This is a genomic window from Vibrio sp. PNB23_22_6, assembly GCF_052877535.1.
Genome location: NZ_JBNFXP010000039.1, coordinates 1 through 15276, shown reverse-complemented (window position 1 = coordinate 15276; position 15276 = coordinate 1). Strand labels below are relative to the sequence as shown.

Here is a 15276-nt window from a genome sequence, read left to right as displayed (position 1 = left end):
AATGGTGGCTACGACGGGATTCGAACCTGTGACCCCATCATTATGAGTGATGTGCTCTAACCAGCTGAGCTACGTAGCCATAACCATGTATTGTTGTTCTCGTCGCCTTGTTGCCTTGTCGTCGGGAACGGCGCGCATTATGCGAAGTTGAGTGAGTTCCGTCAATAGTTTTTTTTAATAAATCTCGTAAAATCCATCGTTCGCTTTCTTTTTAAACAAAGAGGCGTGTTTATGATCTAAAACTGGAAATAAATTGGCTTGCAGTGCAGAAGTTAATTATTGGTCTATTATGACAGACATAAAAAAAGCCAGCGCGTTGGCTGACTTTTTATTTAAATGAATTGTTTGAAATTCATTCGTTTAATTATACGTTGAAACGGAAGTGTACAACGTCACCATCTTTTACGATGTACTCTTTACCTTCTAGACGCCATTTACCAGCGTCTTTCGCGCCGCTTTCACCGTTGAACTGGATGAAGTCCTCGTAACCTACTACTTCAGCACGGATGAAGCCTTTTTCAAAGTCCGTGTGGATTTTACCAGCAGCTTTTGGCGCAGTTGCACCAACAGGGATAGTCCAAGCACGAACTTCTTTTACGCCAGCAGTGAAGTAAGTGTGAAGGTTTAGCAGCTCGTAGCCCGCACGAATAACACGGTTTAGGCCTGGCTCTTCGATACCTAGGTCTGCTAGGAATTCTTCACGCTCGTCATCTTCTAGTTCCGCCATTTCTGACTCGATTGCAGCACATACAGGAACAACAACGTTGTTTTCTTTTTCTGCGTACTCACGTACAGCGTCTAGGTATGCATTGTCTTCAAAACCATCTTCGTTCACGTTAGCGATGTACATCGTTGGTTTTAGGGTTAGGAAGTTTAGGTAACCTACTGCTGCTAGTTCTTCTTTAGAAAGCTCAACAGTACGCGCCATGCCACCTTCTGTTAGCACAGGTAGTAGCTTTTCTAGAACGGTTAGTTCAAATTTTGCGTCTTTATCGCCGCCTTTTGCTTTTTTAGCGTTACGCTGGATCGCACGCTCACAAGCATCAAGGTCAGCCATTGCTAGCTCAAGGTTGATAACTTCAATATCTTCGATTGGTGATACTTTACCCGCTACGTGAACGATGTTGTCGTTTTCGAAACAACGTACAACGTGGCCGATTGCGTCAGTTTCACGGATGTTCGCTAGGAATTTGTTACCTAGACCTTCACCGCGAGATGCACCTGCAACTAGACCAGCAATGTCTACGAATTCCATTGTAGTAGGCAAAACTCTCTGTGGGTTAACGATCTTCGCTAGTGCATCTAGACGTAGATCTGGCACAGGAACCACACCAGTGTTTGGTTCAATGGTACAGAACGGGAAGTTTGCCGCTTCGATACCCGCTTTAGTTAGTGCGTTAAACAGAGTTGATTTACCAACGTTAGGTAGACCAACGATGCCACATTTAAAACCCATGATAGTAACCTTATTCAGCTTTGAACGTGTGGAGGCGATTTTGTGCTTTTGATAGACCATCCTTAATTAGGATATCTAGACAGCGTACTGATTCATCAGCTGCGGCGTCTAGTAGCTCTTGCTCTTTCGCTGGAGCCTTGCCTAGTACAAAACCTGCCACTTTATCTTTGTGTCCCGGATGGCCGATGCCGATACGAAGACGATAAAAATCTTTGTTATTGCCCAGTTTACTTATCGTGTCACGCAGGCCGTTATGACCACCGTGACCGCCACCTTTTTTAAACTTAGCGACACCTGGCGGTAAGTCTAGCTCGTCATGAGCAACCATGATCTCTTCTGGCTTAATTTGATAAAACTTCGCTAGTGCAGCGACAGCTTTGCCAGATAGGTTCATGAAGGTGGTTGGGATAAGCAAACGGAGATCCTGGCCGTTGACCATTATACGTCCGGTTAGGCCAAAGAACTTTGGTTCGTTCTTCAGGGTAACGTTGTGAACGCGTGCTAATTCTTCTACGACCCAAGCCCCCGCATTGTGGCGAGTTTTGGCGTATTCTGGTCCCGGATTAGCAAGACCAACGAGAAGTTTGATTGGTTGACTCAAGGTTAGGATCTCTCTGGAATCTCAAAAAGCGCAGTATGATAGCACAGAAAACTCACAGTGGGCGACCAAGCGCAATTCTCTCTTTTCATACAAATAAAAAAAACACCCCAAGGAGGGGTGTTTTTGAAATCAGTGTAACTGAAATGTTCGGATTAGTTGAACATTGCAGAGATTGACTCTTCGTTGCTAATACGACGAATCGCTTCAGCGAGCATGCGCGATAGGCTTAGTGTGGTTACTTTGCCTGTTGCAGCCATCTCTTTAGATAGAGAGATAGAGTCAGTGACGATAACTTGGTCAAGAACAGAGTTCTTAATGTTATCTGCAGCGTTACCAGAGAAAACAGCGTGAGTTGCGTAAGCGAACACGCGCTTAGCACCGCGCTCTTTTAGCGCTTCAGCGGCTTTACATAGTGTGCCACCTGTATCGATCATGTCGTCAACGATCACGCAGTCACGACCTTCAACGTCACCGATTAGGTTCATTACTTCAGAAACGTTTGCACGTGGACGACGTTTATCAACGATAGCGATATCGATATCACCTAGCGCTTTAGCTGTCGCACGAGCACGAACAACGCCACCTAGGTCAGGAGAAACCACTACTGGGTTTTCTAGACCACGAGATTGCATGTCTTCTAGAAGTACTGGTGTACCGAAGATGTTATCCACTGGTACATCGAAGAAGCCTTGGATTTGCTCTGCATGTAGGTCGATAGTAAGAACGCGGTCAACACCAACGTTAGATAGGAAATCAGCAACAACTTTTGCAGTGATTGGTACACGCGCAGAACGTACACGACGATCTTGACGAGCGTAACCGAAGTAAGGAATAACTGCAGTGATACGGCCTGCTGAAGCACGGCGCATTGCATCAATCATAACAACCAGTTCCATTAGGTTGTCGTTAGTTGGGGCACAAGTGGATTGAATGATGAAAACATCGCTACCACGAACATTCTCGTTGATTTGAACTGCAACTTCGCCATCAGAAAAGCGAGAAACAGATGCATCACCTAGAGAGATGTAAAGACGATCAGCAATACGTTGGGCTAGTTCAGGTGTTGCATTACCAGCAAATAGCTTCATATCAGGCACGGTGGAAACCTCGGGTTTGCGTCCAGTTTTAAATAGGTCGGTGTTGGGCTGATTGGTATTCAGCCAAAGTCTCTTTTAGTGGCGAAATATTGCGCCCTTGAGCGACAAATGCCGAGACATTATCAGAGAGTTGTGCAAGGAGAGTTTCTGCTTCAGATTTGCTCGAAAATTCAGCAAAAACGCAAGAACCTGTCCCCGTTAATCTTGACGGCGCGTATTGTAGCAGCCAAGAAAGTTGCTTATCAACCTCTGGGTAGAGCAATCGTACAATTTTTTCGCAATCGTTTACGCTTGGCGTGTTTAAAAGCGTATCTAAATCGCGCTTTGGCGTGTTTCGGATCAAATTTGGATGACCGAATATGTCCGCAGTTGCAATGGAAACGTTCGGTCTTACCACCAAATACCATTTCTCGTCAGGATGAGCAGGAGAAAGTTTCTCTCCTACACCTTCGGCAAAAGCAGAAAAACCACGAACAAAGACCGGCACATCAGCACCAAGTACCAAACCGATTTCCGCTAATTCGTCATCACTTAGGTTGGTTTGCCATAGGAAGTTTAGTGCAACTAGTGTGGTGGCTGCGTTTGAGGAACCACCACCAATACCACCACCCATAGGTAAGATCTTATGCAGATCAATCTGGGCACCGTATGAGCAGTTCGCATAGCGTTGTAGCGCCGTCGCTGCTTTCCAAATCAGATTGTCTTTTAATGGGACGTCTTTGAGCTCTGGGGAAATGGTAATCTCACCAGAGTTGTTGGCTTGAATGGTGAGCTCATCGCCGTGATCGACGAACTGGAATAGAGTTTGTAACTCGTGGTAGCCGTTTTCAGTGCGACCATTAATATATAGAAAGAGATTCAATTTCGCTGGTGATGGCCAGCGGGTTGAAAGATCGATCATTGGGTGATGTTCCATTTTGTGATCACTAAATTAATTTTTACGTCAGCGGTACTTAGCTTCAGTCTGTTCGGCAAAGGCAGCGTTTGCTCATGCCATTCCACGTCACCGTAGCGCTGGTAGGCTATGTTCCAATCGTTTACACCGATCTGTTTATCCAGTGCTTGCAATGTATTGGTTGGTGAAAGTTGGAAAGAGTCGGCATCTGTCGGTAAACCGAGTAGCCAATCCGGCATGTGGTCAACAGGCATCATCAAGCCCGTTAATCGGTAAATCAATTGGTTGGCATCACGGGCAGTAAGGACTTGGTCGTCGTAGGTTTCGACGGTTGCGCCTTGCGGGGTAATCGTGAGCTTTAGTGCCGTCTGGCCGAGTAACGTAGTTAAGCGTAGCTGACTCAGTGCGGCGGAGTGTTTCCAGAAGAAGTTTAAACTCTGCCTTTGATTTGGGCCAATGTAACCGAGTTTGCCCGTCGCTTGAAAATCATTGATGGTTTCAAGTCGCTGCTCGTGCGCTTGCCACTCGACGCTAGTGACGCTTTCAGGTACGGAGGTACAACCTGCAAGTACGATGCTCGATAAGAGCAAGATGAGAAAGGAGCGTAAGGTCATGTTTGATGGCTTATTAATCAGTTTCATCGGTAATCGTTCACAACTATAGCATTGAAAAGACGGAGTTAGGAAAACAAATCCGGCTTACCCTTTCAATAAATGCGTGCTTACAGTAAAATTCTGAACCTATTTTATAACCGATCTCAGAGATACCACGTTAGATGTCCTTGCTTGCTATTGGAATCAATCACAATACAGCGTCTGTTGACTTGCGAGAGAAAGTGGCATTTGGACCCGATAAACTGGGCCTAGCACTTGAGCAACTCAGGGACCATGAAGCTGTTAACAGCAGTGTGATTCTTTCAACCTGTAACCGTACCGAGGTGTACTGCGATGTTAAGCAGGAAACACGAGACGAGCTTATCGGCTGGTTAGCTCAGTTCCACCAAGTTAACCAAGAAGATTTGATGCCGAGCCTATATGTACATGAAGAGCAGGCTGCGATTACGCACTTGATGCGCGTTTCTTGTGGTCTGGATTCTCTGGTACTCGGTGAGCCTCAGATTTTGGGGCAGGTTAAACAAGCGTTTTTAGTTTCTCGCGAGTATCAGTCGGTTGACGCCTCGATGGATAAGCTTTTCCAAAAAACCTTTTCTGTCGCGAAGCGTGTTCGTACTGAAACGGATATCGGTGGTAACGCTGTGTCGGTGGCGTATGCCGCTTGCACATTGGCGAAGCATATCTTTGAATCCTTGTCTGAATCAACGGTACTGATGGTTGGCGCAGGTGAAACTATCGAGCTAGTAGCGAAACACTTAGCTGCTAACGGTTGCACCAAAATGATTGTTGCTAACCGAACTAAAGAGCGAGCGCGAGGGCTCGCTGAGCAGTTCGGTGCAGAAGTGATCAGTTTGAATGAAATACCTGATCACCTGCCGAGAGCGGATATTGTGATTAGTTCTACCGCTAGTCAACTGCCAATTATTGGTAAGGGGATGGTGGAAACCGCGCTGAAAAAACGTCGTCACCAGCCTATCTTGTTGGTGGATATTGCCGTTCCGCGTGACGTGGAGGCTCAAGTCGGTGAACTGAGTGATGCTTATTTGTATACTGTGGATGATTTGCAATCAATCATCGACAATAATATTGAGCAGCGCAAGGTGGAAGCGGTTCAAGCGGAAGCGATCGTCAACGAAGAAAGTGGCGTATTTATGACATGGCTACGTTCACTGCAAGCGGTGGACAGTATTCGAGACTATCGTCAGTCGGCGAATGAAATCCGGGAAGAGTTATTAAGCAAAAGTCTGCAATCTTTGGCAACGGGCGCTGACCCTGAGAAAGTATTGCGTGAACTTAGCAACAAACTCACCAACAAATTAATTCATGCCCCAACTCGCGCATTGCAAAGTGCGGCAGAGCAGGGCGAACAAGCAAAATTAACGGTTATCCGCCAAACACTTGGTCTGGATAATCTGTAACTCACGCTTTTTATTAAGAAAACGACACTATGAAAGCCTCTATTCTAACAAAGCTAGAATCACTAGTAGAACGTTACGAAGAAGTACAACACCTATTGGGTGATCCTGGCGTGATCGGCGATCAGGACAAATTCCGTGCATTATCAAAAGAGTATTCTCAACTCGAAGAAGTGACTAAGTGCTTCCAAGCTTATCAGCAAGCTCAAGAAGATCTTGACGCAGCAGAAGAGATGGCAAAAGAAGATGACGCAGAAATGCGTGAAATGGCTCAGGAAGAGATTAAAGAAGCAAAAGAAGCTATCGAGCGCTTAAACGATGAGCTGCAAATTTTGCTTCTGCCGAAAGATCCAAATGATGAGCGCAACTGTTTCCTAGAAATCCGTGCTGGTGCAGGTGGTGATGAAGCGGGCATCTTCGCGGGTAACCTTTTCCGCATGTATTCTAAATTCGCTGAGAAAAAAGGCTGGCGCATCGAAGTGATGAGCTGCAACGAGTCTGAACAAGGCGGTTATAAAGAGATGATCGCAAAAGTCAGTGGCGATGGTGCATATGGTGTGCTGAAGTTCGAGTCTGGCGGTCATCGTGTTCAACGCGTACCTGAAACCGAATCTCAAGGTCGTGTACACACGTCTGCGTGTACGGTTGCTGTGATGCCAGAAATTCCAGAAGCTGATCTACCAGAGATCAAGGCTGCGGATCTAAAAATCGATACATTCCGAGCATCAGGCGCGGGTGGTCAGCATGTTAACACCACGGATTCTGCAATCCGTATTACTCACTTACCAACGGGTACGGTTGTTGAGTGTCAGGACGAACGTTCACAACATAAGAACAAAGCGAAAGCGATGGCAGTGCTTGCTGCGCGTATCGTTCAAGCAGAAGAAGCCCGCCGTGCAGCGGAAGTTTCTGATACACGTCGCAACCTACTTGGTTCTGGTGACCGTAGTGACCGTATCCGAACTTATAACTACCCTCAAGGGCGTGTTTCTGATCACCGTATTAATCTAACGGTTTACCGTTTGAACGAGGTGATGGAAGGTGATTTAGCAAGCTTGATCGAGCCTGTAATTCAAGAGCACCAAGCGGATCAACTGGCTGCGTTGGCAGAGAATCACTAATTCATGAGCCCAGTTCAATCCATTGAGCAAGCGCTGAAAAGTGCGACGGCAATTTTGAGAGAAGGCGGCGATGAGTCGCCTTCTCTCGATGCAGCAGTCCTTCTTTGTCATGCACTCAACAAACCAAGAAGTTACTTACTCACTTGGCCAGAAAAATTGTTGGAAGCGGATCAGCAAGCGCATTTTGATGCATTGCTTGAACGTCGCATCTCGGGGGAGCCTGTCGCGTATATCATTGGCGAGCGTGAGTTTTGGTCATTGCCGCTTAGGGTTTCACCTTCAACGTTGATCCCAAGACCGGACACCGAGCGCTTGGTTGAGGTGGCGTTGGATAAAACCTATGAGCAAACGGGTCCCATCCTAGATTTAGGCACTGGTACCGGTGCGATTGCATTGGCGTTGGCCTCCGAGTTACCGAAGCGCCAAGTGATGGGGGTTGATCTAAAGCAAGAGGCGAAAGAACTGGCAGAGTTTAATGCCGAACAATTAAATATTAAAAATGTGACCTTTGACCAAGGTAGCTGGTTCGAGCCTATTGCCTGCGGTACAAAGTTTGCTTTAATTGTCTCCAATCCGCCGTATATCGACGAAAAAGATCCGCACTTATCTCAAGGTGATGTGCGTTTTGAGCCGAAATCGGCGCTCGTCGCGGATGAAAATGGCTTGGCGGATATTCGTCATATCTCTGATCTTGCTCGTCAATATCTGGAAGACGGCGGATGGCTCGCGTTTGAACATGGTTATGACCAAGGCGAAGCCGTTCGAGAGATCATGACGAACTTTGGTTATAAGCAAGTAGTCACGGAAAAAGACTACGGCGAGAATGACCGAGTGACGCTTGGTTGCTACACCGCACAATCATAACGAGCAAGTCAGCAGTAACTTATAAAAGAGAAAGAAAATGTACGTAGCTCTAAAACACATTCACTTAGTAACGATCGCATTGAGCGCGACGCTACTATCGATCCGATTTGCGTTGCTGATGATGGACTCGCCAAAACGCAATAATCGCTTCCTGAAAGTTTTCCCACACATTGTTGATACCGCGCTGTTGTTGTCTGGTATTGGCTTGATCATGGTGACTGGTTTTGTTCCATTTACGGATTCCGCACCTTGGCTAACCAACAAAATTACTTGTGTGCTCGCGTACATTGCTCTTGGCTTCTTCGCGCTTAAAATGGCGAAAAACAAGTTGCTGCGAATTTTTGCCTTCTTTGGCGCGTTAGGCTGGTTAGTGATGGCTGCCAATATTGCAGTATCTAAAAATCCAAACTTATTTGGGTAATCTTCATGCTTGAGTTTTTTGACGAAGATTTTGATAACATGGCGTTGGTGGAAGGCGCGTTAGAGTTAAATTATTCCATCAACCCTGACACCAATGTGCATTGGGCGAAACAAGAGTTAGAGCGCCTTTACCAAGAGGCGGAAGCAACATTGGTTCATGAGACTGATGAAGAGCAACGTTTCGATTCGTTCCTGCGTCTATTCTTTCATGAGTGGGGCTTTAAAGGCGACGAGCAAGAGTACTTTATTTCTGACAACAGCTTTATTGATAAAGTGCTAGAACGTAAAAAAGGCATTCCTGTCAGCCTTGGTGCTATCTTACTTTACTTGGGTAACCGTCTTGGCTTCCCAATGAAGGGGGTAACGTTCCCGACCCAATTTCTGATCAAAGTGGATTGGATGCACAAAACACCGGACTATATTAACCCGTTCAACGGTGAGTATGTCGGTGAGAAAATTCTTCAAGCTTGGTTAATTGGTCAAGAAGGCCCATTTGCGACACTTAAGCCTGAACATTTTGAAGAAGCAGACAACCCAACAGTGATTGGTCGATGGTTAGCACTCATAAAAAGCGCCATGCTGCGTGAAGAAAAATATACACTCGCGCTGCGTTGCACCAATCTTGCTTTAACGTTTGTACCTGATGACCCGTATGAAATTCGTGACCGTGGATTTATCTTCCAGCAGCTAGAATGTCATCAGGTGGCGGTGTCTGATTTTGAGTACTTTATTGACCAATGCCCGGACGATCCGGCATCAGAGCTACTAAAATCACAAGTTAACGTGATGAGCGAAAAGCACGTTACGCTTCACTAATTTTGTCGATACGCCAAATTGAGGCGTGTCGAAAACAGACATAAGAGAATCAAAATGGAACAGAAAATCGTTAATATTGGCGACATTCAGGTTGCGAACGACATGCCATTCACCCTATTTGCAGGAATGAACGTTCTTGAGTCTCGTGATCTTGCAATGCAGATCTGTGAGCACTACGTAAAAGTGACCGACAAGCTAGGCATTCCATACGTATTTAAAGCATCGTTCGATAAGGCAAACCGCAGTTCTGTTCATTCTTACCGTGGCCCAGGCCTTGAAGAAGGCATGAAAATCTTCCAAGAACTGAAAGATACATTCGGTGTGAAGATCATCACTGATGTTCATACAGAAGCGCAAGCTCAACCTGTGGCCGATGTGGTTGATGTCATTCAGCTTCCTGCATTCCTTGCGCGTCAAACTGATCTTGTTGAAGCAATGGCAAAAACAGGTGCAGTGATCAACGTGAAGAAACCTCAATTCATGAGCCCAGGTCAAGTTGGTAACATCGTTGAGAAATTCGCAGAATGCGGCAACGAAAACATCATCCTTTGTGAGCGTGGTTCTTGCCATGGTTACGACAACCTAGTGGTGGATATGCTTGGCTTTGGCGTGATGAAAAACGCATCAAAAGGTAGCCCAATCATCTTTGACGTAACGCACTCATTGCAAATGCGTGATCCATCAGGCGCAGCATCTGGCGGCCGTCGTGAGCAAACAGTAGAGCTTGCAAAAGCAGGTCTAGCAACAGGTATTGCGGGTCTATTTATCGAAGCGCACCCGAACCCAGATCAAGCACGTTGTGATGGTCCTTCTGCCCTACCTCTAGACAAACTAGAGCCATTCCTAGCACAAATGAAATCGCTTGATGATTTGATTAAAAGCTTTACGAATATCGACATCAAATAATCATTCTTATTTGAATGTTTCAATAAAGTGGTCAGCATTATGCTGGCCATTTTTGTTTTTACAACAGCACTCTGGTCTACTATAGCTTCTTGTTTTGTAACTATTATCTATAATCTTTCGAAACAACTGTTGCAAACTTCACCACCTAAAGCACTTATTAGTGATCTGCGTATCACAATAATGACATAACAATGCTATTAGCATAGCGTTCTTTTAAACTGCACCCGTTTATAGCGCCTCACTAGCTGGAATTTGATTCCTTTAGTTTCTATACAGCGCAATCTAGTGGACCTCAGAAGAGAATAAGGTAAAACAATGAAGCAACGTCTGATTGTAAAAACCGCTTTAAGCGCCGCGATTTTAGCGACTCTTGCTGGATGTGCAACGCAACCCGCGCACGAATGGAATGAAGATACAACATATAAATTGACGGTATTGCACACCAATGATCACCACGGTCGTTTTTGGCAAAACAAATACGGCGAATATGGTATGGCCGCACGTAAAACGCTGATTGATGAACTCCGCACTGAGATTCAAGCGGAAGGTGGTAGTGTATTACTTCTATCGGGTGGGGATATCAATACTGGTGTACCTGAGTCCGACTTGCAAGATGCGGAGCCTGACTTTAAAGGTATGAGTAAAATTGGTTATGACGCGATGGCGCTGGGTAATCATGAATTCGACAACCCACTAGAAGTGCTGTTCAAGCAGCAAGAGTGGGCAAACTTCCCGATGTTGTCAGCCAACATTTACGACAAAGAAACAGGCGAGCGCTTGTTCCAACCTTACGCGATGTTCAACAAGCAAGGCATCAAGATTGCCGTTATCGGTCTCACCACTGAGGACACCGCGAAACTGGGTAACCCAGAGTACATTGGTCAGGTAGACTTCCGCGATCCGAAAGAAGAAGCGAAAAAACTGATTGATGAGCTGAAAGAGACGGAAAAGCCAGACCTTATTTTTGCAGTAACGCACATGGGCCACTACGAAAACGGTAATCGCGGTGTGAATGCGCCGGGTGACGTTGCACTAGCGCGTTATTTGAATGAGGGTGATTTGGACATGATAGTGGGTGGTCACTCACAAGAGCCGGTTTGTATAGAAGGTCCAAACGTTATCAAGAAGAACTTCACACCAGGTGATGAGTGTAAACCAGATCAACAAAACGGTACTTACATCGTACAAGCGCACGAGTGGGGTAAGTTTGTTGGTCGTGCGGATTATGAGTTCCGTAACGGTGAACTATCCATGGTGAGCTATGATTTGATCCCGGTGAACCTGAAGAAGAAGATTAAGCTTGATGGTAAGTCTCAACGTGTATTTATCGAAGACGAAATTAAGCAAGATCAAGCATTATTAGAATTCTTGCGCCCATATCAAGAGCAAGGTCAAGACAAGCTTAACGTAAAGATTGCCGAATCTAATGGTAAATTGGAAGGTGATCGTAATGTGGTTCGTTTCCAACAAACTAACCTAGGTCGTCTCATTGCTACCGCACATATGGAACGAGCAAAAGCGGATTTCGCAGTCATGAATTCTGGTGGTGTTCGCAATTCGATAGAAGCGGGTGATATTACTTACAAAGACGTACTTATCGTTCAACCATTTGGTAATATGGTGTCCTACGTAGACATGTCGGGTAAGGAAGTATTGGACTACTTAAATGTCGTTGCGACAAAGCCGATTGATTCCGGTGCTTATGCTCAGTTTGCAGGCATTTCGATGACAGTGGAGAACGGTAAGGTTTCGGATGTCTTTATCGGTGAAAAACAACTTCGTTTAGATACTCAATACCGCTTTACTGTACCAAGCTACAATGCATCAGGCGGTGATGGTTACCCAAAAGTGGACACGCACTCAGGCTATGTAAACACGGGTTTTACGGATGCTGAAGTATTGAAAGAGTACCTTGAGTCACATAGCCCAATTGACGTAAATGCCTATGCACCGTCAGGTGAGATGATATACAAATAACCTGAGTGAGATGGCGTAAAAAGCGATTGACTCAAACTCACTGATATCATTAACTTAAAGCGCTGTTCCCAATCATGGGATCAGCGTTTTTTTGTTTTATAGGAGAATCTTGATGACTCCGGCCATTAATCTTGCGAAAAAGAAAAAAGTTCCACACATCATTCACCAGTACGAGCACGATCCTAGAGCGGATAGCTATGGATTAGAAGCGGCAGAAGTTCTGGGGCAAGACCCAAAGAAAGTATTTAAAACGCTGCTGTTCTGTTTGAACGGCGAACCGAAAAACCTTGCGGTTGCGATTATTCCTGTTGATCAAAAGCTGAATCTAAAACTGGCAGCGAAAGCCGCGAAGGGTAAGAAAGCGGATATGGCTGATCCAGAGATTGCACAAAAGGCCACAGGTTATGTTGTAGGTGGGATTAGCCCGTTGGGACAGAAGAAGGCATTGCCGACGTTTCTGCATGAGAGTGCGATGGCGCAAGACACTATTTGTGTCAGTGCGGGAAAGCGCGGCCTAGAAATAGAGTTGGCGCCAAAAGATTTACTGGGTCTAACGCGAGGTCAGTTTGCCCCTTTGTGTTTGTGAGTAGAGGACAAATAAGAAGGACGCTCATAAGCGTCCTTTTTTGATCTCGTCATCTAGTGAAGCGTTACTTCTTCAGACTCAATGTACCACCGGTATGTTTTGCTGGTTTGCTCGGCTTAGCGGTATTTGGGTTCATGTAATGTTGCTTAGGCTTTGATTGCGGTTTGTTTGATGAATGCGGCTTGTTCGCAGCATCTGGTTTATTCCGGTGCGATTTATCATACTCGCTTTGCGAATTACTGCGCTCACCTTGTGGCCTCACTTTGTAATGCTCTTTTGCTAGGCGTCCGTTTTCATCATTACGTTGACGACGTTGCTGGCCTTTGTTCGAGTTCGGTGCATGACGGAACTCATCAGCATTGTTACCACGGAAGGTACGCACTTTTTGGTTGCGTCGGGCGGTAGAAGCTTGGTTTTCTTCACGACTGTCAAATAGCTTAGCGTCGGTCGCTTTGCGAATGTTGCGGCCTTTCGCATCCAGTTTTGACGCTTCTTCTGTGCCGACAGAACCTTCGCACATGGCTAAGATTTCAGCCACTTCCGCATCACTGAGATAGCGCCATTTTCCGTTTGGGATGCCATCTAGAGAGATGTTCATAATACGGACGCGGCGTAGTTTAAATACTTCGTAACCTAGTGCTTCACACATACGACGGATTTGACGGTTTAAACCTTGAGTCAATACGATACGGAACGAGAACTTGGTCTCTTGGGTCACCTTGCAAGGTAGCGTAACCGTATCGAGAATATTGACGCCGCTCGACATCTGTTTGATGAACTCTTTGGTGATTGGCTTATCAACGCGTACAACGTACTCTTTCTCGTGGTTGTTGCCAGCTCGAAGGATCTTGTTCACGATGTCGCCATCGTTGGTTAAAAAGATCAAACCGTCAGATGGTTTATCCAAACGACCGATAGGGAAGATACGCTTTTTGTGACCGATGAAATCAACGATGTTGCCCGGGATATCACGCTCTGTCGTACAGGTAATGCCGGTTGGTTTATTCAACGCAATATAGACCGGTTTTTCTTTTGCTGCGACAGGGTTACCATCGACACAAACATCATCACCTGGGAGAACTTTCGTCCCCATTTCTGGCTGTTTGCCATTGATCGTGACACGACCTTGTTCGATTAGACGGTCTGCTTCGCGGCGCGAGCAAAACCCCGTTTCACTGATGAATTTATTTAAGCGTTTTGCGTTATCTTGTGACATGTTGCTCTCCTAACGTTTCACAACGGCGGTTAATAAAAGTTGCCTTCCCAATATTTTATAGGAAGGCGAGATAAGGTCGGGCATTCTAGCACCGAGCATCCGGTTAGCCTAAACGTTTTTGATGACGTTCACGCGTCTCCATTTTCTTTTCAGCACTCTTTCTCAGCAGTACGTACACTGCACCACTTCCTCCATGGAAGCGTTGTGCCGTATGGACGCATTGCACTTCACGGATTTGTTGCAGCCAACTACTGACAAAGCTCTTCATTAAGGCTGGCGGGTTAGAACGTTCGCCACGACCGTGCACGATCATCACGGTACGGATATCCATTTCAATGCATTGCTTGAGGAAAGTTACTACTTCGTCACGCGCTTCTTTTAGCGTCTTACGGTGTAAATCAAGGCGAGCTTGAATGGGGTACTTCCCAAGACGCAGCTTGCGGTACACGCCATCTTGTACACCATCACGTTTGAACTCGATAAAGTCGTCCGGCTTTAGCATTTCCGCGTGGTCGATAGATAAGTATTCGGGGTCGTCTTCTGTTAACCAGATCGCAGCCTCTTGTTTGGCAAGGTGTGCATCGGTCACCTGGTGGACTTTTTTATGTTCAGCTGTGTCGTGGGTAATTGGCTTAACGTCGCCCATCATCTGTTGGAACAGGTCAAAATCGTCGTCGTGAGACATAACGGCAATCTCATAAAGAACAGGATAAGTAGAGACAATTATATTAAGGAGGCGCTAAAAAAGATCAATAAAAAACCGGAGCAGGCAAATAACCAACTCCGGTGCGAAGCGTTTCTAGAGCTAAGCGAGATCTAGTGAGGAGATTTGTCGTTCATAATCTTGTACATGAAGAAACCGCCGTAAAACAACATCAGACCAATTGCCCCAAAGATTACAATCATTGATGATAGACCCACTGCATTACCAAATAGGAGATCAAGCCAAAAGTCCATATGTTTCCTCCAAGATATTTCCGACAAGGTTTAAACTAATGGCTGGTGTTTTTTGCACACTGATCTGGATCAATGATGTTGCACGAGTTAATAGGTTGTATTTTATTGTGAGTTATTAATCACAATTTACGTGCTAGTGCTCAGTAATTCAGCAATCAAATTAGAGCGTCATCTTTTTTTGAAAAAAGCGCTTGCGTCTCTTCGGATTATCCGTAATATACGCATCCGTTGACGGGGAAAAGTCCTTAGTTAACCATTTCGGTGAATAGCGCAGCTTGGTAGCGCATCTGGTTTGGGACCAGAGGGTCGGGGGTTCGAATCCCTCTTCACCGACC

At 45.7% G+C, this 15276-nt stretch carries 16 protein-coding genes and 2 tRNA genes; 9 read left to right on the top strand and 9 right to left on the bottom strand.

The window, feature by feature from the left end:
• Window positions 1-2 precede the first annotated feature (2 nt).
• The 6 genes from ACVA54_RS18965 to lolB all read right to left on the bottom strand — a co-directional run bounded on the left by ACVA54_RS18965 (window position 3) and on the right by lolB (window position 4690).
• A tRNA-Met gene (locus ACVA54_RS18965) sits at window positions 3-79 on the bottom strand.
• Window positions 80-364: 285 nt separating this feature from the next.
• Window positions 365-1456, bottom strand: a complete 1092-nt coding sequence (gene ychF / locus ACVA54_RS18960) for a redox-regulated ATPase YchF (RefSeq protein WP_099079243.1) — start codon at window positions 1454-1456, stop codon at window positions 365-367.
• Between the two features lie 10 nt (window positions 1457-1466).
• The gene (gene pth, locus ACVA54_RS18955; protein WP_099079244.1) at window positions 1467-2057 is read right to left on the bottom strand and encodes an aminoacyl-tRNA hydrolase; all 591 of its coding nucleotides are present in this window, start codon (window positions 2055-2057) and stop codon (window positions 1467-1469) included.
• Window positions 2058-2209: 152 nt separating this feature from the next.
• Window positions 2210-3154, bottom strand: coding sequence for a ribose-phosphate pyrophosphokinase (locus ACVA54_RS18950; RefSeq protein ID WP_005449254.1), 945 nt, complete (start codon window positions 3152-3154; stop codon window positions 2210-2212).
• Between the two features lie 28 nt (window positions 3155-3182).
• Window positions 3183-4055, bottom strand: coding sequence for a 4-(cytidine 5'-diphospho)-2-C-methyl-D-erythritol kinase (gene ispE, locus ACVA54_RS18945; protein WP_172438113.1), 873 nt, complete (start codon window positions 4053-4055; stop codon window positions 3183-3185).
• On the bottom strand, window positions 4052-4690 hold the full coding sequence (gene lolB / locus ACVA54_RS18940) for a lipoprotein insertase outer membrane protein LolB (RefSeq protein WP_099079246.1): 639 nt from the start codon (window positions 4688-4690) through the stop codon (window positions 4052-4054). The genes ispE and lolB overlap by 4 nt, the downstream gene beginning before the upstream one ends.
• Window positions 4691-4824: 134 nt before the next feature.
• On the opposite strand from lolB, the gene hemA reads away from it, so the two are divergent.
• The 8 genes from hemA to ybaK all read left to right on the top strand — a co-directional run bounded on the left by hemA (window position 4825) and on the right by ybaK (window position 12768).
• Window positions 4825-6081 (top strand): glutamyl-tRNA reductase, encoded by a 1257-nt coding sequence (hemA, locus tag ACVA54_RS18935; protein ID WP_446640830.1) that lies wholly within the window; start codon window positions 4825-4827, stop codon window positions 6079-6081.
• Window positions 6082-6110: 29 nt separating this feature from the next.
• Window positions 6111-7199, top strand: a complete 1089-nt coding sequence (gene prfA, locus ACVA54_RS18930) for a peptide chain release factor 1 (RefSeq protein ID WP_099079248.1) — start codon at window positions 6111-6113, stop codon at window positions 7197-7199.
• A 3-nt stretch (window positions 7200-7202) separates the two neighbouring features.
• On the top strand, window positions 7203-8063 hold the full coding sequence (gene prmC / locus ACVA54_RS18925; protein WP_099079249.1) for a peptide chain release factor N(5)-glutamine methyltransferase: 861 nt from the start codon (window positions 7203-7205) through the stop codon (window positions 8061-8063).
• 37 nt (window positions 8064-8100) lie between these two features.
• Complete coding sequence (locus ACVA54_RS18920; protein ID WP_119463722.1) at window positions 8101-8484, top strand: SirB2 family protein; 384 nt, start codon at window positions 8101-8103, stop codon at window positions 8482-8484.
• 5 nt (window positions 8485-8489) lie between these two features.
• Window positions 8490-9299 carry a SirB1 family protein gene (locus ACVA54_RS18915; protein WP_119463721.1) on the top strand — a complete coding sequence of 270 codons (810 nt, stop codon included), beginning with the start codon at window positions 8490-8492 and terminating at the stop codon, window positions 9297-9299.
• A 54-nt stretch (window positions 9300-9353) separates the two neighbouring features.
• Complete coding sequence (kdsA, locus tag ACVA54_RS18910) at window positions 9354-10205, top strand: 3-deoxy-8-phosphooctulonate synthase (protein WP_099079252.1); 852 nt, start codon at window positions 9354-9356, stop codon at window positions 10203-10205.
• A gap of 315 nt (window positions 10206-10520) precedes the next feature.
• Window positions 10521-12182: a bifunctional UDP-sugar hydrolase/5'-nucleotidase UshA gene (ushA, locus tag ACVA54_RS18905; protein ID WP_099079253.1), complete on the top strand. Its 1662-nt coding sequence runs from the start codon at window positions 10521-10523 to the stop codon at window positions 12180-12182.
• 112 nt (window positions 12183-12294) lie between these two features.
• Window positions 12295-12768, top strand: a complete 474-nt coding sequence (ybaK, locus tag ACVA54_RS18900; protein ID WP_099079254.1) for a Cys-tRNA(Pro) deacylase — start codon at window positions 12295-12297, stop codon at window positions 12766-12768.
• A gap of 64 nt (window positions 12769-12832) precedes the next feature.
• On the opposite strand, the gene rluF is transcribed toward ybaK, so the two are convergent.
• From rluF to ACVA54_RS18885, 3 genes are all read right to left on the bottom strand, one after another.
• Window positions 12833-13984 carry a 23S rRNA pseudouridine(2604) synthase RluF gene (gene rluF, locus ACVA54_RS18895; RefSeq protein WP_446649850.1) on the bottom strand — a complete coding sequence of 384 codons (1152 nt, stop codon included), beginning with the start codon at window positions 13982-13984 and terminating at the stop codon, window positions 12833-12835.
• Window positions 13985-14087: 103 nt separating this feature from the next.
• Entirely contained in the window at window positions 14088-14669 is a 582-nt protein-coding gene (gene smrA, locus ACVA54_RS18890; protein WP_119463719.1) for a DNA endonuclease SmrA, read from the bottom strand.
• 131 nt (window positions 14670-14800) lie between these two features.
• Window positions 14801-14941 carry a DUF3149 domain-containing protein gene (locus tag ACVA54_RS18885; protein WP_014231074.1) on the bottom strand — a complete coding sequence of 47 codons (141 nt, stop codon included), beginning with the start codon at window positions 14939-14941 and terminating at the stop codon, window positions 14801-14803.
• Between the two features lie 259 nt (window positions 14942-15200).
• On the opposite strand from ACVA54_RS18885, the gene ACVA54_RS18880 reads away from it, so the two are divergent.
• Window positions 15201-15274, top strand: a tRNA-Pro gene (locus ACVA54_RS18880).
• Window positions 15275-15276: the final 2 nt, after the last annotated feature.